Genomic DNA, 20,555 nt, shown 5'->3' with positions numbered 1-20,555 from the left:
AGGCAGATCGGACAGAGGGGGACGCCTGACCGGATCCGTCGGGGCTGCGGCCCCGGTATCGCTGATCCGGGACGCGGAAGAGCTGACACCGGAGGTTACCAGCGGCTCGGAGCCGTGCAGGCCGGAATGGTTGCCACCGAGCGGCTCGGAGCCGCGCATGGCTGTGTCGGAGCCTCCGCCAGCGACGATGGCGTCGTCCGGCCTCGGATCCGAGGAGGCGGACGAGGTCCATGGTGCCGCCCCGGTCGATCCGGCCCTGTCGGCCCCGCCCAAAGGTTCGGATGTCACGGGCTCGCCGAATGGCGTGCTCACCAGGCCTTCTTCGGAAAGGGCTTCGACGCGCCCTTCGGTCGCCGGCGCGCCGGAGGATGAGAGCGACGGCTCCTCCACATCGACCTGTCGGACGTCAGGGAAATCGCCGGACTGGCCCTGGTCAGGAGCTTCCGAACGGTCGGTCGGTGGGAGATCCGCGCGCCCCTCCGGGGCGACCTCTGCCCCATCGTCGGGGCCCGGCTTGCGCGCCATGTTCGTTCCTTCGCTAAGGGTCACTCGGGACCAGGTGCCGATCCTTACCTAATCTGCTCTCTTGCCCCCCTCAAGCCGGAGGCCTGCAACCCGGTGAACCGATCAAGGATGGCCTGGACCATGGCGGTGCCGTTCGGACCCGCCGCAGTCACGAGGCTCGCGGGTCGCAAGGGACCCGCCGCCTGGGCGACGGCGTCGCTGAGGGCGATGACGTCCAGGGGCGCAGCAGGCGTCCAGGCCGCCAGGAGCGTTGCGCTGCGCGGCGAGAACAGCGGCACGACGAGCGGATCGGGGTCTTGCAAGGCCGCATGGGCTTCGGGAGTGGGAGGCAGGGCCTCTTGGCTGTAGGCCACCGCTTCGCCGGCGCAAAGCCCAGCGGCGTTCAGCCGCGCCGCGATGTTTCCGCGGGCGTGCTCGCCCCGGAGGTGCAGGAGGAGGCCGGAGGGCCGTTCGGTCAGCAGCCGTTCGACCAACTCCTCGGCCTCCTGACCGGCGACACGAGCCTGGAGCCCTTCGGCCGCCGCCACGTCGGCTGTCCGGCGTCCCACGCACCAGGCAGGCAAACCCGCCAGTCCGAGCGCCCCGGCCCGCCTCGCCCCATGCTCGGAGGTCAGGATGAGCCCGTCGGGCCGTTCGGGCAGATCGACGGCTCTTGGCTGGATCGCCATCACGGGACTGATGATCGCGGGGATCGGGCGGCCCCACACGGCCTCGCAGGCGTCGAGGAGCCGCTCCGATGCCGCCTGAGGACGCGTGAGCAAGAGACGTGCCGCCCCGTTCATGGTTCCCGTCCTTGCCCGATGCCGCCACCGATGTTACGCGCGGATCCTGGGCAGAGGCCAGCCCATGGCGGACCGGCCTCCAGGACGGACAGGCATGGACCGATCTCTCACCTTCCTTGGCATCGAGTCGAGCTGTGACGACAGCGCCGCGGCCGTGCTGCGCGACGGCCCTGCAGGGACACGGATCCTGGCCTCGGTGGTCCGCGGACAAGGACGGCTCCATGCGGCCTTCGGGGGGGTCGTGCCCGAGATCGCCGCACGGGCCCATGCGGAGACCCTGGACCTCTGCGTCGAGGCCGCGCTGGCTGAATCCGGCCTGGAGCTCACGGATCTCGACGGGATCGCCGTCACTGCCGGCCCAGGCCTGATCGGAGGCGTGCTGGCCGGCGTCATGACGGCCAAGGGTCTCGCCGCTGCCACGGGGCGGCCTCTCTGGGGCATCAACCACCTGGCAGGACACGCGCTGACGCCGCGCCTGACGCACGACTGCGCCTTTCCGTATTTGATGCTGCTGGTGTCCGGAGGGCATTGCCAGTTCCTGCTGGTCGAAGGGGTGGACGACTTCCGACGACTGGGGGGAACGATCGACGACGCGCCCGGCGAAGCCTTTGACAAGGTTGCCAAGCTCCTGGGGCTCGCGCAGCCCGGCGGCCCCGAGGTGGAGCGGGAGGCGGCGGACGGGGATCCCCGACGGTTCCCCCTGCCGCGCCCGCTTCTGGACCGCGAGGGCTGCGACATGTCCTTCTCCGGCCTGAAGACGGCGGTGCTCCGGACGCGGGATGGCCTGGTGGCCGGGGCCGGGGGCCTGCGCGAGGGTGACCGGCGCGACCTGTGCGCTGCCTTCCAGAACGCCGTGGCCGATGTGCTGGTCGAGAAATCCCGACGGGCCCTTGCGATCTATCGGACGCACGCACCGGAGAGCCCCAGCTTCGCCGTCGCCGGCGGTGTGGCGGCGAATGGAACGATCCGCGCCCGGCTCCAGGCCCTGTGCGAGCGGGAAGGCGTGGCGTTCGTGGCTCCGCCGCTCGCGCTCTGCACCGACAACGCCGCCATGATCGCCTGGGCCGGGATCGAGCGGGCGCGGATCGGCCTGCCCCCGGATCCGGCTATCGTGGCGCGGCCGCGCTGGCCCCTGGACCAGTCGGCTGCGCCCATGATCGGCGCCGGCCGCAAGGGCGCCAAGGCATGACCGGGATCGCCGTCGCCGGAGCAGGCGCGTTTGGCACGGCCTTGGCGGTCGCGCTTTGCGCCACCCGGGACGTGACGCTCTGGGGACGCGATGCGCCAGCCATGGAGGCCATGGCGACCACCCGGAGCAACCCGCGTCTGCCCGGGGTGGACCTGCCCCCAGCCCTGTCCGTCAGCGCGGACCCGGCTGTGGTCTCGCGGGCCGAGCTCGTCCTCCTGGCCATCCCGGCCCAGGCCTTGCGCGGCTTCCTTCTGGATCACGCATCCTTATTGGCCGGCAAGCCACTGGTCGCCTGCGGCAAAGGGATCGACCTCGCCACGCTCGAGGGTCCAAGTGCCGCCATCGGGCATGTTGTGCCCTCGGCGCGTCCCTTGATCCTGACCGGACCCAGCTTTGCCGCCGACATCGCGCGCGGACTCCCAACCGCTCTGACCCTGGCCGCTGCGGACCCCGACGACGGGATGCGCCTGCAGGCTCGCCTGTCCACGCCGGCCCTCCGCCTTTATCGCACGACCGACCTCGTGGGGGCCGAGTTGGGCGGGGCCCTCAAGAACGTCGTTGCGATCGCCTGCGGGGCTTGCATCGGCGGTGGCTTCGGCGAGTCGGCCCGCGCCGCCCTGCTGACGCGCGGGTTCGCCGAGATGCAGCGCCTGGCCCTGCGCCTGGGAGCCCAGGCAGAGACCCTGATGGGGCTGTCGGGCCTTGGGGATCTCGTGCTCACCGCCACCTCGCCGGGCTCCAGGAACTACCGCTACGGCCTTCACCTGGGTCGTGGCGAGGCCTTCGAGTCCGGCGTCACGGTCGAGGGGGCGGCGACGGCCCTCGCGGCCGCACGGCTGGGGCAGAGCCTGGGAATCGATTTGCCGGTGACCGATGCGGTGGCGGCCCTTGTGGACGGACGAAGCGATGTCGGCTCGGCCCTGCGGCGACTTCTCGACCGTCCGCTCAGGGCCGAATAGGACAGGCGCGGGACAGACAAAGGAAGCAGCAATGGCCTACTGGCTCTTCAAGTCCGAGCCGGACGTCTTCAGTTGGGACCAGCAGGTCGCCCTGGGCGACGCCGGCGGCGAGTGGCACGGGGTCCGCAATTACCAGGCCCGCAACAACATGCGTGCGATGGTTCCCGGCGACCGTGGGTTCTTTTATCATTCCCAGAAGGGGCGCGAGGTGGTCGGGATCGTCGAGGTCATCTGCACCGCGCACCCCGACAGCACCTCCGAGGACCCGCGCTGGGACTGCGTCGATCTGCGCGCCCTGCGTCCCCTGACCCGGGCCGTCACGCTCGATGAGATCAGGGCGGAGCCGGGCTTGGCCGACATGGTGCTGGTGAGGAACAGCCGACTGTCGGTCCAACCCGTTCGTCCCGAGGAATGGCAACGGATCTGCGAGTTGGGCGGGACGGAGCCCTGAGCCAGCCGGTCCTTGGGCCACATGCCCGGATCGCGCTACACCGAAGCAGTTCCTGGAAATGCATGAAGGGGTTCCGCAGGACGGAGCGGAACCCCTTCTCCTCACCCGCGCTCCCACACGCGACGAAGGTCTTGGTCCGAACCGTCCTGGCTCATGGCGGTACTAGCATCGCAACGCCGACGAACCAAATGCCAAGCGCCAAGAATTTTAGTCAATTGCCTGAATACGAAGAAGGCCCCCGGCATCCCGGAGGCCTGTTCCGCAAAGTCGGAGCGCCGGAGTCCTCCGGCCTTGGTCGGGCGGGTGCCCTCAGTAGCGGTAATGTTCAGGCTTGAAGGGGCCTTCGACCGTCACGCCGATGTAGTCGGCCTGATCCTTCTTGAGTTCGGTGAGCTTGGCCCCGATCTTCTTGAGGTGGAGCTTCGCCACCTTCTCGTCCAGCGTCTTGGGCAGGATGTAGACGCCCGGCGCATAGTCGCCCGGCTTCGTCCACAGCTCGATCTGGGCCAGAACCTGGTTCGAGAACGAAGCCGACATCACGAAGCTGGGGTGGCCGGTGGCGTTGCCGAGGTTGAGGAGCCGCCCTTCGGACAGGAGGATGATCCGGTTGCCCGACGGCATCTCGATCATGTCCACCTGTTCCTTGATGTTCGTCCACTTGTGGTTGCGGAGTGCTGCGACCTGGATCTCGTTGTCGAAGTGGCCGATGTTGCCGACGATCGCCATGTCCTTCATCTCGCGCATGTGCTCGAGCCGGATGACGTCCTTGTTGCCGGTCGTAGTGATGAAGATGTCCGCGGTCGCGACCTCGTCCTCGAGGAGCGTGACCTCATAGCCGTCCATCGCCGCCTGCAGCGCGCAGATCGGATCGACCTCGGTGACCTTCACGCGGGCGCCCGCGCCGCGCAAGCTGGCAGCCGAGCCCTTGCCCACGTCGCCGTAGCCACAGACCACCGCGACCTTGCCGGCCATCATGGTGTCGGTGGCGCGGCGGATGCCGTCCACCAGCGATTCCTTGCAGCCGTACTTGTTGTCGAACTTGGACTTGGTGACGGAGTCGTTCACGTTGATCGCCGGGAAGGGCAGCAGGCCCTTCTTGTGAAGGTCGTAAAGACGCTTCACGCCCGTCGTCGTTTCCTCGCTGACGCCGCGGATCGCCTCGCGCTGCTGGGTGAACCAGCCGGGCGCCTCCGCGAGACGCTTCCTGATCTGGTTGAAAAGGCAGACCTCCTCATCCGAGGTCGGCACGGCGATCACGTCCGTTTCGCCATTCTCGACGCGTGCGCCGAGCAGGATGTAAAGCGTGGCGTCACCGCCGTCGTCCAGGATCATGTTGGCCGTGCCTTCCGGGAACTGGAAGATCCGGTCGGTGTAGGTCCAGTACTCCTCCAGGGTTTCGCCCTTGATGGCGAAGACGGGGATGCCGCGGTCGGCGATGGCCGCCGCCGCGTGATCCTGGGTGGAGAAGATGTTGCACGAGGCCCAACGGACCTCGGCCCCGAGGTCCACCAGCGTTTCGATCAGGACGGCGGTCTGGATGGTCATGTGGAGCGATCCCGCGATGCGGGCGCCCTTGAGCGGCTTGCTCGCGCCGAACTCCTCGCGCAGCGCCATGAGGCCCGGCATCTCGGTCTCGGCGATGGCGAGCTCCTTGCGCCCGAAGGCGGCAAGGCCGAGGTCCTTGACGATGTGGTCGGCGGGCATGCGCGGCTCCTTCTTGGGCGTGTTCAGCGGCGGGACTTAGCATTCCCCTCGTTAACCGGCAATTACTTGGCGAACCCCGGCCGGGCTGGCTACATCGCGCAAGCACGACGGAGGTCAAGGTGGTCAGGCGCGCATGGCAACGGATGCTTTCGGGACGGCGGCTGGACCTGCTCGACCCCACGCCCTTCGACATCGAGGTCGAGGACATCGCCCACGGCCTGGCCTTCGTGGCCCGCTGGAATGGCCAGACGGTCGGGGACTGGCCCTACTCCGTGGCCGAGCATTCCCTTCTTGTGGAAGAGATCTTCGGAGCGACGGCCCCCGACCCGACGACGCGCTGGCGTCTGGCCGCGCTGCTGCATGACGCCCCCGAATACGTCATCGGCGACATGATCTCGCCCGTGAAGACCGTTCTGGGAGAAGGTTATGGCGCGCTCGACGCGCGGCTCGCAGCGGCAGTGCACCTCCGCTTCGGCCTGCCGGCCACCCTCCCGCGGGAGGTCAAGGCAGCCATCAAGAAAGCGGACCGGATCAGCGCCTGGCTGGAGGCCACTCGGATCGCCGGTTTCTCAGTGGCCGAGGCCGATCGCATCTTCGGGCGTCCGCCCGATGGAGTGCTCGCCGGCCTCGTGCTTCGGCTCAGGCCGCCGATGGAAACGCGCGCTGCGTTCCTTCGGCGGCATTCGGAACTCGCCGAATGACGGTTCACCCGAGGCGCGGCCAGACCACGCGGCGCAAGCGACGCATCCTCCGGTCGGGGGCGGCTTCGGGGTGGTGCGGGGCGCGGGCAGCAACGCTGATCGCTTCAACAAGAATTTGGAACATGACCTCAATTCCTTCAACTTACCACGCTGAGATAGGCGAAGCCCTCACCGGCTGCGAGGCAGGAATCCTGCACATCTGTTAGGTTGGCTTTCATGTACCTTCCCTCGCTCACCAGCCTCCGGGCCTTTGAGGCGGCCGCTCGGACCGGCGGTTTTTCGGCCGCGGCCCGCGAACTGAACGTCACGCACGCCGCCATCGCCCAGCAGGTCCGCAGTCTCGAAGCTCACTTGGGAGTCACGCTGCTCGAGCGGGCGGGACGGGGCCTTGCCGTGACGCCGGAGGGGAAAAGGCTCGCCTCGGCCTTGACCCTGAGCTTTGAAGGCATTGCGGCAGCCATCGAGGAGGTGCGGACCGGCGAAGAAGGGCGGCCCCTGAGGGTGACGCTGACCCCGGCCTTCGCGAGCCAATGGCTCATGCCGCGACTTGGGCGGTTCTGGGCCGAGCACCCGGAAGTGCCCATTGCGCTTCATCCGGATCGGCAGGTGATCGATCTCGTGCAGGCCCGCATGGATCTGGCCATCCGCTTCGGCGACGGCCAGTGGCCCGGCCTCAAGGCCGAGCTCCTCGTGCCTGCCGCCTATACCATCGTGGCGGCCCCGGCGCTCCTGGAAGGGCGGTCATCCCTCACACCCGAGGAGATGGCCGTCATGCCCTGGATCTTCGAGGCCGGGGCCGACGAGGAGCGAGCTTGGCTGCGCCGGATCGGGCTGGATCCCGATCACCTTCAGGCGACCACCATGCCGACGGAAGAACTCGCCCTCTCCGCCGCACGGGCCGCTTATGGACTTTACGTCGAACTCGGGGCCCTGATCGGGGAAGACATCGCCTCTGGACGGCTCCAGGCGGTTCGAACGTCCACGGATGCGCGGTTCGGTTACTGGATGGTGCGCCGGAAGGTGCCGCCCAGCCGGGCCTTGCGACGCTTCATGACATGGTTGAGGTCGGTCGCCGCCGAGGGCTGATCCGCTTCAGACATGTTTCACGTGAAACGGGCGAAGGTGGGCATCGCTATTTCGGGCTACGCTTGGCCAGGATGCGCTGGAGCGTCCGCCGATGCATCCCTAGTCGGCGTGCGGTCTCCGAGACGTTGCGGTCGCACATCTCATAGACGCGCTGGATGTGCTCCCACCGGACCCGGTCGGCGCTCATGGGGTTTTCGGGTGGCTCGGGCAAGTCTCCCGCGCGGGCCAGCAACGCGCGCGTGACCTCTGCGGCGTCGGCGGGCTTGGACAGGTAGTCGATGGCGCCGATCTTCACGGCCGCCACGGCGCTTGCAATCGCGCCGTAGCCGGTCAGCACGATCACCCGGGCGTCCCCCCGCGTGTCCCGGAGGCGTTCCACGACATCAAGGCCATTGCCGTCTCCAAGGCGCAGGTCCACCACGGCATAGGCCGGAGGGTTCAGCGCGATCGCGGCCAGCGCGGCCGCCACCGACCCGGCCATCTGCACCTGGAAGCCGCGGCGCTCCATCGCGCGGCCGAGGCGGCGCAGGAACGCCTCGTCGTCATCCACAAGGAGCAACGACGGATCCGGCCCGAGATCGAGATCCTCGGGCATCTGGTCTGACATGGGAAGAGGACCTTCGGGCGCCATGGCCCGAGAATAGAACAGCCCATCCCCACGTCAACGCGCCTTGGTTCAGGCAGCCGCCGCCTTGACGAAGCATTCCAGCTTGTTCGCCACTTCGTCGGGCGTTTCATCCCGGTTCACGAAATCAACGAACCCGACCCCGGGCAGAACGAGGTAGCTGAAGGCCGAGTGGTCGACGAGGTAGTAGTCCGGGTCACCATCCTGCTTGGCGTAGTACACCCTGTAGGAGCGAGCGGCCTCGGCGACCTGCTCGGCGCTTCCCGTGAGGCCCACCATGCGGGGGTGGAAGTTCTGGGCGTAGCTCGCCACGACCTCGGGCGTGTCGCGATCCGGATCGACCGAGATGAACACCGGCGTGGCTTCGATCCCCCTCTGCTCCAGCAGGTCCACGGCCTGCGCGTTGCGGGCGACGTCCAATGGACAAACATCGGCGCAGGAGGTGAAGCCGAAGTAAAGGATCGAGGGCTCGACGATGACATCGCGGTCCGTGACCGTCTGTCCCGCGCCGTTGACCAAGGTGAAGGGTCCGCCGATGTCGCCCCCCGCCACCTGTCCCTCGCGGCAGTCGGCAAAGGCGTCACCCGCCCCCCCGAACCGAGGGGCCAAGGCCATTCCCGCCACGCCGGCCACGGCCACGAAACCGGCCGCGAGCGCAAAGGTTCTGGTCCGCATGCGCGATCCTCCTAGCTGTTCCGGGCGTTGATCGACCCGCCGACGGTACGTAACAATGCGCCTATCCGCCGCAAGGAGGTCCGTGCTGCCGGACGCCGACACCGATCTCTCCTGGCCCGATGCTCTGGGTCCCGTGCGCCGCCGCGAATGGGTGCCCCTGCGCACCTTGACGGTCCTTCGCTGGCTGGCCATCGCCGGACAGGTCGCCGCTCTCGTCGTGGCGACCAAGGTCCTGAGTCTGGACATCGCCACTGGCGCCGCCTCCCTGGCCGTCGGGGCCTCGGTGGTGGTGAATCTCGTGGCCACCTTCACGACCTCCCCCACCCGCCGCTTGACCGAGCGGGAGGCCACCCTGCTCCTGACCTTCGACATCCTGCAACTGGGACTCCTGCTCGCGCTGACGGGCGGGCTCAACAACCCGTTTGCGCTGCTCCTGCTGGCGCCCGTGACGATCGCAGCCAGCGTCCTGCACCCTCGGAGCACCCTGGTGCTGGGTGGCCTCACGCTCACCATCATCACCGCGCTGGGACCCTGGCACCTGCCTTTGCTGACCTCGGCCGGCCCCCTCGAGACGCCCCGCCTGTTCCTGTGGGGGTTCTGGGTGGCCCTGATGATCGGCGTCGGGTTCCTGGGGCTCTATGCCCGAAGCGTCACGGCCGAGATGGCCGCCATCAGCGAGGCCCTGACCGCCACGCAGCTCGCCTTGGACCGGGCGCAGCGCCTGTCGGATCTGGACGGCGTCGTTGCCGCCGCGGCCCACGAGCTGGGCACTCCGCTGGCCACCATCAAGCTGGTGTCCAGCGAGATGATCGAGGAGTTGAGCGATCATCCCGAACTTGCCGACCTGCGCGAGGATGCCGAGCTGCTGCGCGCGCAGGCCGACCGGTGCCGCGACATCCTTCGCGCCATGGGCCGGGAGGGACGACGCGACCCTTACCTGGACAGGGCGCCGTTCGAGGCGGTCCTCCGCGAGGCGGCCGAGCCGCATCTGGACCGTGGCAAGGCGGTCGAGATCCTGGTGGCCGCCGGGCGCCAGCCCGAGATCCCGCGCCGCCCCGAGATCGTCCATGGGTTGAGGAACCTCGTGCAGAACGCCGTGGATTTCGCCAACAGCCGCGTCGAGATCCGCCTGGACTGGACGCGGGACCGCCTTGTCGTGCGGATCCGGGACGATGGACCCGGCTTCGAACCGGCACTCCTCGACCGCATCGGAGACCCGTTCATGCGAGGCCGGCCGTCGTCGCGACCGGTCCTGCACGAAGCCGATCCGCCTCGCCCGGGGTATGAGGGAATGGGCCTTGGCCTGTTCATCGCCAAGTCGCTGCTCGAACGTACGGGCGCTCGACTCACCTTCGCCAACGACGCGGGCGGCGGGGCCGTCGCAGTGGTGGCATGGCCCTACGGTGCCTTGTCGGCTGCGTCACCGGCAAGCGCCGAGCCCACGGCTGCAGAGCCCGGTGTGGTCCCGCACAGCTAAAGAGGCATCCCCAAGCCACTCGGCGAAAGTGATTAACTGCTAATTAATCTTTCCTGCCCATTCCTGCCCAAGATGGCCTGGACAGGAGGAATGGTGCTGCACGCCCTCAACATCCTCGGCGCGGGACTTTCCGCGTTCGTCGGGGCATCCGCGATTGTCTTTGGCCTTGATCGCTGGACGGATGCGGCACCTGTCCGTTCATTATCGGCCGGCGGGGCGGTCATCTTCCTTTTCGAAGGCGGCACGCTGGTGGATGCAACCCCAGCGGCACGGCAACTCCTCCGGGGCAAGCGCCGGGCTGACTCGGATCTGTCACGACTAGCGGACGTCGTGGGGGGCAGGTTCGGCACGGTCCTGACACACCGCCTGTCCGAGCTGCGCGCGAACGGGCGATTGATCCTGACCTCCATCGACGGCCTCGAGACCCTTGAGGCCGAGGAGGAGAACGGCCTGCTTCGCCTGACACTCAGGACCGACTGCCGGTCGGTGGGCAGTGTCGATCGCCTGTCCGTGGATGCGCTGGAAGCGGAGTTGCTCCTGCTGCGCGGCCTCGCCGAGGATGCGCCCCTGCCGATCTGGACGCAGGACTCCCAGGATCAGCTGTCCTGGGCGAACCGCGCTTACCTGGAGCTCTCGGACCGGAATCGCGTTGCACCGGATGATCCAGCTCAGGCCGAAGGGGGCCGATCCTTCTGGCCCGCGGCGCCTCTCTTCGAGCCCCCGCGCGACCTGAACGAAGGAGAGTGCCGGCAACGCCGCCTTTCACTCCCCCGGCCCGTCGGCGAGAGCCCTGTTTGGTACGAAGTCACGAGCGTGCGCCGCGGGGAAGGCAGCCTGCATTTCGCAAATGACGTCAGCGGCCTCGTCCTGGCCGAATCCGCACGTCAGCATTTCGTGCAGACCTTGGCCAAGACCTTCGCTTCGCTGCGAACCGGGCTGGCCATCTTCGACCGTGACCGCCGTCTCGTCCTTTTCAACCCGGCCTTCGTCGACCTCACGGGCCTGCCCATCGGCTTCCTGAGCGGACGGCCCGTGGTCCAGACCGTGCTCGACCGCCTCCGTGAGGCCAAGATCCTCCCGGAGCCCCGCGATTATGCAGGTTGGCGCGACGAGGTCGCCGCCCTCGAGGCCGCCGCCGCCCAGGGGCAGTACTGCGAGAACTGGAGCTTGCCCAATGGCCAGATCTACCGGGTCACGGGTCGGCCGCACCCCGACGGCGCAGTGGCCTTCCTGTTCGAGGACATCAGCGACGAGATCGGGCTCACGCGCCGGTTCCGGGCCGAACTCAGCCTGGCCCGCAACGCGCTCGATGCGTTGGACGACGCTGTCGCTGCCTTCTCCCCGACCGGGGACCTGACGCTCTGGAACATGGCCTATGCCCGGCTCTGGCGACGCACCGAAGGAACGACCGATCCGGGTCACCTCCAGGCCGAAGCCGCCGAATGGGAGCGGGCCTGCCTCCCCACCCCGTTCTGGGCGCAGCTCCACGCCCGGTCGGACTCCGCCCGGGTCCCGCTGGAAACGGCGCTGGAGCACAGGGACGGCCGTCGTCTCCGGGTCCGCCTGGTCACTCTGACCGGGGGCGGTCTCCTTGCGATGTTCCGTGAGGACCCTGAACACCGGCTCGGTCCAACTCAGGTAGCCTCCTGAAGACACCGTCGGACCCAGTCACCGACGGAACGGCTCGGATTCGGCAGGACTTGCCAAGCCGAAGTCGAGCGGGTCGGCATGGTGGGACGTCGTGGCCTTCTGCCCGACTGTCATCGCTGATCCGACACGTCACGGAAGGGACGTCGTAGTCCCTGCCGCGCGGGGCTGGCGGGGTTCGGCCGGACTGCGTAGTCTGGAGGACATGCTGCTGGCCGGACCCAAGACCCTCTTCACGGAAGCCGATACCGCCCATCTGGCCGCGAGCCTGGCCGATCGTCTGGTGCCCGGCGACACCGTCCTGCTCAGGGGTCCCGTGGGGGCCGGAAAGTCCGCCTTTGCCCGAGCGTTGATCCGGGCCCGGCTGGGCGATCCCCAGGCGGAGGTCCCGTCTCCGACCTTCACTCTCGTCCAGACCTATGGTGAGGGCGACGACACCCTCTGGCACGCGGATCTCTATCGTCTGTCGCATCCCGAGGAGGTTCTGGAGCTGGGTCTCGCCGTTGCCATGGAAGAGGCGATCTGCCTGATCGAATGGCCCGACCGTCTTGGCCCCCTGGCCCCACCGACGGCCCTGGTGCTCGACCTCGCCCCATCCGACGAGGAGGCGCGGGTCGCGACCTTTTCGGGCTCGCCTGAATGGAAGCCGCGCCTGGAGGGCCTCGATGCCTGACGCCACCCCGCTTGTTTCGGACCAGGAAATCGATCCTTGCCAGGAGTTCCTCGCCGCCACGGGCGTGGCAGGCTGGCGGCGCGAGCCCTTGGCCGGGGACGCGTCGGGCCGCAGGTATGAACGGCTCTGGGGACCTGAGGGGCGCACCGCCATCCTGATGGACGCCCAAGCCGAACCCGACTCCGTCGCCCCATTCCTGAGCATCGGGCAGCATCTTCTGAGCTTGGATCTCTGCGCCCCCAAAGTCCTGGCGCGGGACGGCGGCCTTCTGCTGATCGAGGATCTGGGATTTTCGCACATGGCCGGGTGGCTGGACCGGCAACCGGACGACACCCGTCTCCTGTACGGAGTGGCCGTCGACGTCCTGGGCCGCCTGCAGCCGGCCCCGCCTCCCGAGGGCCTGGTGGCGCTGACACCGCTCCGGGCCGCGGGCATGATCGCACCCTTGTGGGAGCATTACGCGCCCGACACCGACCCCCGTCTCGCAGCCGAGGTCACGGGCCGGCTGCGCGAGGTGCTGGAAGTCCACGCCGGCACACCCAGCGTCCTGGCCTTGCGCGACTACCATGCCGAGAACCTCGTGTGGCGCCCGGAGCGCGAAGGGACCGACCGTCTTGGCCTTCTGGACTTCCAGGATGCCCTGCTGGCCCCGCCCGAATACGACCTGGCCTCCCTCCTCCGCGATGCGAGGCGGGACACGGGAGATGAGTTGCGCACGGCCATGATGCGTCGCTTCGCGGAAGCGACGGGGCGCGAGGACGCCCAGGTCACTGCGGCCGCGGCCGTGCTGGGACTCCAACGCAACCTGCGCATCCTGGGGATCTTCGCGCGCCTCGCCCATGAAAGAGGCAAGCCCGGCTATCTGGCCTTGATGCCTCGGGTCCATGCGCACATCCGCGCGGATCTGGAACATCCGGCCCTGAGCCCGATGGCGGACCTGATCGGCAGGGCTGTCCCGCCGCCCGAGGTCCGCTCGTGACATCGCACCCGGCCATGATCTTCGCCGCCGGGCTCGGCACCCGCATGGGGGCCCTGACGGCGGACCGGCCCAAGCCTTTGATCGAGGTGGCGGGCCGCCGTCTGATCGACCAGGCGCTGGACTTCGCCCGGGAGGCGGGCGCGGAGCCCACCGTGGTGAATGTTCACTACAAGGCGGACCAACTCCGCACCTATCTGGCCAGCCACCCTGTTCGGATCTCGGACGAGAGCGAGCGCCTTCTCGAGACGGGCGGCGGCCTCAAGGCGGCCTTGCCGCTCTTGGGACAAGGTCCGGTCTGGACGCTCAACAGCGATGCGGCCTGGACGGGACCCAATCCGCTGATCGCCCTGGGCCAGGCGTGGTCGCCCCGAATGGAGGCCTTGCTGCTTCTGGTCCCGACTTCGCAGGCCCTGGGCTATGCGGGCCAGGGTGATTTCGACATTGACCCCACGGGGCGTCTCGCCCGGGGGACCGGTCATGTCTATACGGGCGCGCAGATCCTCCGCACCGAAGGACTGGCCGAAATTTCCGACCCTGTGTTCTCCCTGAACCGGCTTTGGGACCGGGCTGCCGCGCGGGGCGGGCTCTTTGGCCTTGTCCATGAGGGGCAATGGTGCGACGTGGGCCGGCCCGAGAACCTCCGGCTGGCGGAACGTCTGCTGCAGGCGGAGGCTGGCTGATGTTCAGTTCCCCGGGGCCTCGCGTCTTCGGCCTGCCGCCCGGGGCGGACTTCGCGCGCGAGATGCTGCGCGGTCTGGCCCAGCGGCTCGACGGGGGTTCGCCCGAGAGTTGGGCCCGCGTCACGATCTATGTTCCCACCCGCCGCATGCAGCGCCAGTTGCGCGACGCCTTCGACAAAGGAGCCGCGCGGATCGTGCCGCGGATCCGCCTGATCGGCGACGTCGCGCTGGATCCGATCGGCGCTGACCTGCCGCCGCCGGTTCCGGCGCTGCGCCGTCGGTTGGAGCTGTCGCAGCTGATTGCTGCCCTCCTGGCGAGGGAACCTGACCTCGCGCCCCGGGCCCGGCTCTTCGACCTCTCGGACAGCCTGGCCGATCTGATGGAAGAGATGCAGGGCGAAGGCGTGCCGCCCTCGGCCATTGCCGGGCTCGACGTGGCGGATCTGTCCGGCCACTGGGCGCGCTCGCTCAAGTTCCTCCGCATCCTGGAGCCGTGGTTCGAAGCCGAGGGTGCGCCTGACGGCGACGCGCGGATGCGCCGCGTGGTGGACCGGCTGGAACGGCAATGGCTGACCGCCCCGCCGGCCGACCCGATGATCGTCGCCGGAGCCACGGGATCGCGCGGGGCAACGATGCGGCTCATGGAGGTGGTGTCGCGCCTGCCGCAAGGGGCGGTGGTCCTGCCCGGCTTCGACACGGACCTGCCCGGACCGATATGGGACCGGCTCGACAGCCCGCTGACGGGCGAGGATCACCCCCAGTTCCTGTATGCTTGCCTTCTGCGCCGGCTGGGCCTCGGCCCCGCCGAAGTGGGGTCTTGGACCCCGACTCCGCCCGCCTGCGCGTTGCGCAACCGGCTGGTGTCCCTGTCCCTTCGTCCCCCACCCGTGACCGATCAATGGCTGTCCGAAGGTCCGCTCCTGGGCGACCTCGCCCCCGCCTGCGAGCATCTCACCCTGATCGAGGCCCCCTCCCCCCGGAGCGAGGCCGAAGCCATCGCGCTTCGCATGAGGGAGGCCATCGAGGAGGGTCGGACCTGCGCCCTCGTGACGCCCGACCGGGTGCTCACGCGCGCCGTCGCGGCCGCGCTGGACCGCTGGGGGGTGAGCCCGGACGACAGCGCAGGCGAGCCTCTGCCGCTATCGCCACCGGGTCGTCTCCTGCGGCAGGTCGCGGATCTGAGGGGCGCCCGGATCTCCGGAGAGATGCTGCTGTCCCTCCTCAAGCATCCGCTCTGCCACGCCAGCAGCGACCGGGGACCCCATCTTCGCCGCACGCACGAACTGGAGCTGTCGCTCCGCCGCCGGGGTCCTCCGGTCGTTGGCTCGGCGGCGATCCGTAGCTTTGCGGCACGACAGGTCGGCCAGGATCCCGGGGTCTCCGCCTGGGCCGACTGGCTGGCCAGTTTGCTCGACCGCCTGCATCCGCGGGACGACCGGCCCTTGTCCGAGCACGTCGCCGACCACTTGGCGCTGACCGAGGCCTTTGCCTCGGCCCCGGACTCGGCCGGCACATCACCGCTCTGGCAGGAGGCTGCGGGACGCGAGGCTCGCCGGGTCTGCGATCAGCTTGCCCGCCATGCGGACGCCGGGGGACGCCTCTCGCCCCGCGACTACGCGAGCCTGTTCGATGGCGTGCTCGATACTGCCGAAGTCAGGGACCGGGACCGTGGCCATCCCCAGGCGCTGATCTGGGGCACGCTGGAATCGCGGGCGCAAACAGCCGACCTCGTCATCCTCGGCGGCATGAACGAAGGGGTCTGGCCCCCGGCCGCATCGACCGATCCCTGGCTCAATCGTCGCATGCGGGAAACCGCAGGCCTGCCCCTACCCGAACGTCGCATTGGCCAGACCGCTCTGGACTACATGCTGGCCCTTGGCGCCCCGGAGGCCTGGATCACACGGGCGGTGCGGACCGACGAGGCCCCGACCGTCCCGTCGCGGTGGCTCAACCGCCTCGCCAACCTGCTCGACGGACTGCCGGGGCAAGGCGGCCCCGACGCGATCGCCCGAATGCGGGAACGCGGCGACCGATGGCTCGCACGTGCGGCAGCCCTGTCGCGCCCCCAGCAACGCCTCGAGCCGGCACCCCGGCCCTCACCCCGGCCGCCGGTCTGGGCACGCCCCCGACGCATCTCGGTCACCGCGATCGAGAGGCTGCGCCGGGACCCCTACTCCGTCTACGCCGAATCGGTGCTCCGCCTGCCGGCCCTCGACCCGCTCACGGCGGCTCCGGACGCTCCGCTGCGTGGCACCGTCATGCATCGCGCCCTGGAGAACTTCATCAAGGCCGGGGTCTCTCCGGAACAGCCCGAAGCAGCTCTCAAACTTCTTCAGACCGCCTCCGAGGTGTTTGAAACAGATTGCGCCTGGCCCGTGATGCGACGGTTGTGGCTGGCCCATCTGGCGCGGGTGGCTCCGTGGTTCCTTGAAACCGAAGCCGACCGCCGCACCCGGGCCACGCCCCAGCTCTTCGAAACCAAGGGCGAGATCGAGCTGCCCGGCCTTGGCATCGTCCTCGTGGCCAAGGCGGATCGCATCGACCTCACCCCGGACCGCAAGGCGGTCATCCTCGACTACAAGACCGGGCAGGTCCCGACCGAAAAGCAGCAGAAGCAGTTCGCAAAGCAGCTGCTCCTCATGGCGGCAATGGCCGAACGAGGCGCCTTCGGGGCCTTGGGGGCCCTCAAAGTCGCGGATGCCGCCTTCGTCGGGCTCGGGTCGAATCCTCAGGTCATCAGGGCGCCCCTGTCCGAGATCTCGCCCGATCAGGTCTGGGAGGAACTCCAGGTCCTCCTGCGCGCCTGGATGGACCCCGCGCGCGGCTTCTCGGCGCGCATGGCGGTCGAGCGGGAAGATTGGGAAGGCGACCATGACCATCTTGCACGATACGGCGAATGGGATCATGCGACCCCCGTGACGCCGGAGGACATGGTCTGATAGCGTCGGACCCGACGCCACCCAGGACCTCGCCCGCTTCCGGATGACCGCTCCCCGCCCGACCTTCCTGGCCGACCACCCGGCGGCCGAGCGGCAGCGCCAAGCCGCGGATCCTCTGGCCTCGACGTGGCTCTCGGCCAACGCGGGCAGCGGAAAGACCCGCGTGCTCACCGATCGGGTGGCACGGCTCCTGCTGGCTGGGGTCGATCCCGCCAACATCCTGTGCCTCACCTACACCAAGGCCGCAGCCGCCGAGATGCAGACCCGCCTGTTCCGTCGGCTGGGCGGCTGGGCGATGAAGGAGGATGACCAGCTCATCGAGGAGCTCCGCCTTCTTGGCCTGACCGAAGGCTTGGAGCCCGTGAACCTTCGGGAGGCGCGCCGTCTTTTCGCTCAGGCCCTCGAGACGCCGGGCGGCCTCAAGATCCAGACGATCCACGCGTTCTGCGCCTCGCTTCTGCGTCGCTTTCCACTCGAAGCCGGGGTCTCGCCGCAGTTCCGCGAGCTGGACGACCGTGGCATGGCTCTGCTGCGGGCCGAGGTGGCCGAGGATATGGCCACGGGTTCCCAAGCGCCCCTGGTGGATGCCGTGGCGCAGCACCTGTCCGGCGATGCCTTCGAACGCATGCTGGAGGAGATCGCAGGAAAGCGTGAAGCGTTCTGGCCCGGTCCCAGCGAGGCTGACCTTCGCGGGCTGCTCGATCTGGCAGAGGACGTGACCGAAGAGTCGCTCCTGGCCTGCATCGAGTCCACTGAACGGCGGCAGCTGCTACGGGACGTCGTCACGCTGTGCGGCACCGGCACCGTCACGGACAAGAAGGCGGGCGTCGCGCTGGCCCGGGTCTGCGCCCAGGTCCGGTTCAGCCTCGACAGTCTGGCCGAGCTTGAACGGTGGTTCCTATACGGTGAGAGCGCAGAAAAGAGCGGCCCCTACACCGCCAAGATCGGGGCCTTCCCGACCAAGGCGCTCCGGACCAAGGAGCCCGAACTCGTCGAGCGTCTCGAGGAGCTGATGAAGGAGGTGGAGGCCGCGCGCGACCTGCGGCTCTGCCTGGCGGCGCACGCCCGCAACCGCGACCTCCATGCCTTCGCAAGCGCCTTCGTGGACGCCTATGAGCGCAAGAAGCTGGCCCGCGGCCTCCTGGATTTCGACGACCTCATCGCACGCGCGCGGAGCTTGCTGACCGATCCGGCCGTGGCCCAGTGGGTGCTCTGGCGCCTTGATGGCGGCATTGACCACATCCTCGTGGACGAAGCGCAGGACACATCGCCGGGCCAGTGGGCGGTGATCGAGAAGTTGGCCGACGAGTTCGCGGCCGGGGAAGGGCGGGACCCGCAACGCCGTCGCACGATCTTTGTCGTCGGGGACCGCAAGCAGTCGATCTTCTCGTTCCAGGGAGCGGACGCCGAAGGCTTCGACCGCATGCAGGCGCATTTCGGCGAACGGTTGGGCCGGATCGGTCAAACGCTCCAGTCCACTGCGCTGGAGTATTCGTTCCGCTCCTCCGAAGCCGTCCTGCGGGTCGTGGACGCCACGTTCCAGGACCATGAGGGCCTGGGGGATGCCGCGCCGCATCACCTTGCCTTCAAGGCCGGAATGCCGGGTCGGGTCGATCTCTGGCCCGCCATTCCCAAGGCCGAGAAGACCCGGGAGGAGCGTCACTGGACGGACCCGGTCGATTCGGAGGATCCGCGAAGCGAGTCGATCCTGCTGGCCGAGCAGGTGGCCCGATCGGTCGAGGAAATCCTCCGGGACGGCACCCTGCCTGTGGAGGTGGATGGGACCTGGATGCGTCGGCCCGTGACGCCCGGCGACGTGATGATCCTGGTGCAACGCCGGAGCGCGCTGTTCTCGGCCATCATCCGGGAGCTCAAGAAGCGCAACCTCGACGTGGCCGGGGCGGACCGGCTCAAGCTGCGGGCCGAACTGGCCGTCCGCGACATCGAGGCGGTGCTCCGGTTCCTGGCTCTTCCCGACGACTCGCTGTCCCTTGCCTGCGCTCTCAAGAGCCCGCTCTTTAACTGGACCGAGAAGCAGCTCTTCCAGCTGGCCCAGCCCCGTCCCGAAGGACAGACCCTGTGGGAGGCGCTCTGCCATGCGCCGCCCTGCGAGGCGCGGGCGATCCTCGACGACCTGCGGCGGAAATCCGACTTCCTCCGGCCCTACGATCTCGTGAACCGACTCCTGCTCCGGCACGACGGGCGGAGGCGGCTGCTCGCCCGGCTCGGCCCCGAGGCCGAGGACGGGATCGATGCGTTCCTGTCCCAGGCGCTCTCCTATGAGCAGGAATCCGTGCCCTCCCTGACCGGCTTCCTGGAATGGAGAGGGCAGGACGAAGCGGAGGTGAAGCGCCAGATGGACGCCGCCGGCGACCGCATCCGCGTGATGACCGTTCACGGCTCCAAGGGTCTGGAAGCGCCGATCGTGTTCCTGCCCGACTGCGCCAAGCGCAATGCGCCTCCCCTGTCGCCGCTCTACTCCATGCCGGGCCGCCCTTACGTCCTGTGGGCCTGTGGCCGGAGCGACATGCCGCGTGCCATGCGGGACAGGCGGGCCTCTCTCCTCGACGCGCAGGAGCGCGAACGGCGGCGCCTGCTCTATGTGGCCATGACCCGGGCCGAGTCCTGGCTGGTCGTCTGCGCGGCCGGGGAATGTGGCCCGGAGAGCTGGCACGGCGCTGTCGAAAAGGGCCTGGATGCCTTGGAGGCGCCTCAGGTCCCGGTCCTGGACGGCATGGGCCGGCGTTATGGAGGCGACTGGGATCACCTGCCCCTGGCACCGCGCCGGGCGCGCCGTCTGCCCCAGCCGGTCGTTCCCGTGCCGGACCTGGCCCCTGTGACCACGCCCGGGCCGCACCTCCAGGCCCGCGCCCCTTCGGACCTGGGAGGGGCCAAGATCCTGGACGACGAGGACGCGGACCAGGACCCGGAAGCTGTCCGCGCCCGGTCCCTTGCGCGTGGGCACCTCATGCATCTCGCGCTCGAGCACCTGCCCCGGACCTCCCCCAAGGCCGTCCTGGCGCTTTTGGCCGCCACAGAAGAGGCCTTCCTGGCCGGGGATCTCGAGCAGATCGTCGCCGAGGCCGGCGAGCTGATCGCCAACCCCGAGCTTGCCGACCTCTTCGGGCCCGACACCCTGGCCGAGATCGAGCTCAGCGCCGAGGTGGACGGGCTGGGACGGCTTCATGGCCTGATCGACCGCCTGGTCGTGACGTCGGACATCGTCACGGCCATTGACTTCAAGACCAACCGCGTCGTTCCCAATACGGCCGAACAGGTCCCTGAGGGCATCCTTCGCCAGCTTGGCGCCTATGCGGCGATGTTGGGCGTGCTCTATCCGGGCCGGGAGATCCGCACGGCCGTCCTCTGGACGCGGGCGGCGCAGCTGACCTACCTGCCTTCTCCTCTCGTCATGGCGGCCCTGCGCCGCGCGACCGGATCCGGCCTGCCGACTTGACGCCTA

Annotated in this window: 16 protein-coding genes; 12 read left to right on the top strand and 4 right to left on the bottom strand. The window is 68.9% G+C overall.

Features of this window, described 5'->3' with window-relative positions:
* Positions 1-569: 569 nt before the first annotated feature.
* The gene (locus tag J3P31_RS11055) at positions 570-1,307 is read right to left on the bottom strand and encodes a uroporphyrinogen-III synthase (RefSeq protein WP_210528499.1); all 738 of its coding nucleotides are present in this window, start codon (positions 1,305-1,307) and stop codon (positions 570-572) included.
* 94 nt (positions 1,308-1,401) lie between these two features.
* On the opposite strand from J3P31_RS11055, the gene tsaD reads away from it, so the two are divergent.
* From tsaD to J3P31_RS11040, 3 genes are read left to right on the top strand one after another with little or no spacing between them, the layout of a single operon-like run.
* Positions 1,402-2,496: a tRNA (adenosine(37)-N6)-threonylcarbamoyltransferase complex transferase subunit TsaD gene (tsaD, locus tag J3P31_RS11050; RefSeq protein ID WP_210528498.1), complete on the top strand. Its 1,095-nt coding sequence runs from the start codon at positions 1,402-1,404 to the stop codon at positions 2,494-2,496.
* Complete coding sequence (locus J3P31_RS11045; RefSeq protein WP_210528497.1) at positions 2,493-3,455, top strand: NAD(P)H-dependent glycerol-3-phosphate dehydrogenase; 963 nt, start codon at positions 2,493-2,495, stop codon at positions 3,453-3,455. The genes tsaD and J3P31_RS11045 overlap by 4 nt, the downstream gene beginning before the upstream one ends.
* 31 nt (positions 3,456-3,486) lie before the next feature.
* Entirely contained in the window at positions 3,487-3,906 is a 420-nt protein-coding gene (locus tag J3P31_RS11040; RefSeq protein WP_210528496.1) for an EVE domain-containing protein, read from the top strand.
* Positions 3,907-4,215: 309 nt separating this feature from the next.
* Here the strand turns inward: J3P31_RS11040 and ahcY are convergent, their stop codons facing one another.
* Positions 4,216-5,610 (bottom strand): adenosylhomocysteinase, encoded by a 1,395-nt coding sequence (gene ahcY, locus J3P31_RS11035; protein ID WP_210528495.1) that lies wholly within the window; start codon positions 5,608-5,610, stop codon positions 4,216-4,218.
* A 143-nt stretch (positions 5,611-5,753) separates the two neighbouring features.
* Here ahcY and J3P31_RS11030 point away from each other — a divergent pair, with 143 nt between their 5' ends.
* Entirely contained in the window at positions 5,754-6,311 is a 558-nt protein-coding gene (locus J3P31_RS11030; protein WP_210528683.1) for an HD domain-containing protein, read from the top strand.
* Positions 6,312-6,527: 216 nt separating this feature from the next.
* Positions 6,528-7,397 (top strand): LysR family transcriptional regulator, encoded by an 870-nt coding sequence (locus J3P31_RS11025; protein WP_210528494.1) that lies wholly within the window; start codon positions 6,528-6,530, stop codon positions 7,395-7,397.
* Positions 7,398-7,443: 46 nt separating this feature from the next.
* Here the strand turns inward: J3P31_RS11025 and J3P31_RS11020 are convergent, their stop codons facing one another.
* On the bottom strand, positions 7,444-8,004 hold the full coding sequence (locus tag J3P31_RS11020; protein WP_303645124.1) for an ActR/PrrA/RegA family redox response regulator transcription factor: 561 nt from the start codon (positions 8,002-8,004) through the stop codon (positions 7,444-7,446).
* A gap of 69 nt (positions 8,005-8,073) precedes the next feature.
* Positions 8,074-8,697, bottom strand: a complete 624-nt coding sequence (locus tag J3P31_RS11015; protein WP_210528493.1) for an SCO family protein — start codon at positions 8,695-8,697, stop codon at positions 8,074-8,076.
* Between the two features lie 85 nt (positions 8,698-8,782).
* On the opposite strand from J3P31_RS11015, the gene regB reads away from it, so the two are divergent.
* The 7 genes from regB (at position 8,783) to addA (ending at position 20,549) form a co-directional block, all read left to right on the top strand.
* A complete protein-coding gene (gene regB, locus J3P31_RS11010) occupies positions 8,783-10,174 on the top strand; it encodes a sensor histidine kinase RegB (protein WP_246849469.1) in 1,392 nt (463 codons plus the stop codon).
* Positions 10,175-10,264: 90 nt separating this feature from the next.
* Complete coding sequence (locus J3P31_RS11005) at positions 10,265-11,824, top strand: PAS-domain containing protein (protein WP_210528491.1); 1,560 nt, start codon at positions 10,265-10,267, stop codon at positions 11,822-11,824.
* A gap of 202 nt (positions 11,825-12,026) precedes the next feature.
* Complete coding sequence (gene tsaE / locus J3P31_RS11000; RefSeq protein ID WP_210528490.1) at positions 12,027-12,494, top strand: tRNA (adenosine(37)-N6)-threonylcarbamoyltransferase complex ATPase subunit type 1 TsaE; 468 nt, start codon at positions 12,027-12,029, stop codon at positions 12,492-12,494.
* Positions 12,487-13,473: an aminoglycoside phosphotransferase family protein gene (locus J3P31_RS10995; RefSeq protein WP_210528489.1), complete on the top strand. Its 987-nt coding sequence runs from the start codon at positions 12,487-12,489 to the stop codon at positions 13,471-13,473. The genes tsaE and J3P31_RS10995 overlap by 8 nt, the downstream gene beginning before the upstream one ends.
* Complete coding sequence (locus J3P31_RS10990; protein WP_438270297.1) at positions 13,470-14,153, top strand: nucleotidyltransferase family protein; 684 nt, start codon at positions 13,470-13,472, stop codon at positions 14,151-14,153. The genes J3P31_RS10995 and J3P31_RS10990 overlap by 4 nt, the downstream gene beginning before the upstream one ends.
* The gene (gene addB / locus J3P31_RS10985) at positions 14,153-17,092 is read left to right on the top strand and encodes a double-strand break repair protein AddB (RefSeq protein ID WP_210528488.1); all 2,940 of its coding nucleotides are present in this window, start codon (positions 14,153-14,155) and stop codon (positions 17,090-17,092) included. The genes J3P31_RS10990 and addB overlap by 1 nt, the downstream gene beginning before the upstream one ends.
* 43 nt (positions 17,093-17,135) lie before the next feature.
* Positions 17,136-20,549: a double-strand break repair helicase AddA gene (gene addA / locus J3P31_RS10980; protein ID WP_210528487.1), complete on the top strand. Its 3,414-nt coding sequence runs from the start codon at positions 17,136-17,138 to the stop codon at positions 20,547-20,549.
* Positions 20,550-20,555 lie beyond the last annotated feature (6 nt).

It is taken from the genome of Rubellimicrobium arenae (genome assembly GCF_017916275.1).
In the GTDB taxonomy this organism is placed as follows: Bacteria; Pseudomonadota; Alphaproteobacteria; order Rhodobacterales; family Rhodobacteraceae; genus Rubellimicrobium; species Rubellimicrobium arenae.
The sequence above is the reverse complement of the archived record's forward strand: the minus strand, read 5'-3'. Positions and strand labels throughout refer to the sequence as shown.

Excerpts from the sequence above, each read along its gene's own strand:
- tsaE (WP_210528490.1), top strand. The coding sequence starts at position 12,027 with ATGCTGCTGGCCGGACCCAAGACCCTCTTCACGGAAGCCGATACCGCC.
- addB (WP_210528488.1), top strand. The coding sequence starts at position 14,153 with ATGTTCAGTTCCCCGGGGCCTCGCGTCTTCGGCCTGCCGCCCGGGGCG.
- addA (WP_210528487.1), top strand. The coding sequence starts at position 17,136 with ATGACCGCTCCCCGCCCGACCTTCCTGGCCGACCACCCGGCGGCCGAG.
- J3P31_RS11020 (WP_303645124.1), bottom strand. The coding sequence starts at position 8,004 with ATGTCAGACCAGATGCCCGAGGATCTCGATCTCGGGCCGGATCCGTCG.
- tsaD (WP_210528498.1), top strand. The coding sequence starts at position 1,402 with ATGGACCGATCTCTCACCTTCCTTGGCATCGAGTCGAGCTGTGACGAC.
- J3P31_RS11005 (WP_210528491.1), top strand. The coding sequence starts at position 10,265 with ATGGTGCTGCACGCCCTCAACATCCTCGGCGCGGGACTTTCCGCGTTC.
- J3P31_RS11030 (WP_210528683.1), top strand. The coding sequence starts at position 5,754 with ATGCTTTCGGGACGGCGGCTGGACCTGCTCGACCCCACGCCCTTCGAC.
- ahcY (WP_210528495.1), bottom strand. The coding sequence starts at position 5,610 with ATGCCCGCCGACCACATCGTCAAGGACCTCGGCCTTGCCGCCTTCGGG.
- J3P31_RS11040 (WP_210528496.1), top strand. The coding sequence starts at position 3,487 with ATGGCCTACTGGCTCTTCAAGTCCGAGCCGGACGTCTTCAGTTGGGAC.
- J3P31_RS11045 (WP_210528497.1), top strand. The coding sequence starts at position 2,493 with ATGACCGGGATCGCCGTCGCCGGAGCAGGCGCGTTTGGCACGGCCTTG.
- J3P31_RS11025 (WP_210528494.1), top strand. The coding sequence starts at position 6,528 with ATGTACCTTCCCTCGCTCACCAGCCTCCGGGCCTTTGAGGCGGCCGCT.
- J3P31_RS11015 (WP_210528493.1), bottom strand. The coding sequence starts at position 8,697 with ATGCGGACCAGAACCTTTGCGCTCGCGGCCGGTTTCGTGGCCGTGGCC.
- J3P31_RS11055 (WP_210528499.1), bottom strand. The coding sequence starts at position 1,307 with ATGAACGGGGCGGCACGTCTCTTGCTCACGCGTCCTCAGGCGGCATCG.
- J3P31_RS10995 (WP_210528489.1), top strand. The coding sequence starts at position 12,487 with ATGCCTGACGCCACCCCGCTTGTTTCGGACCAGGAAATCGATCCTTGC.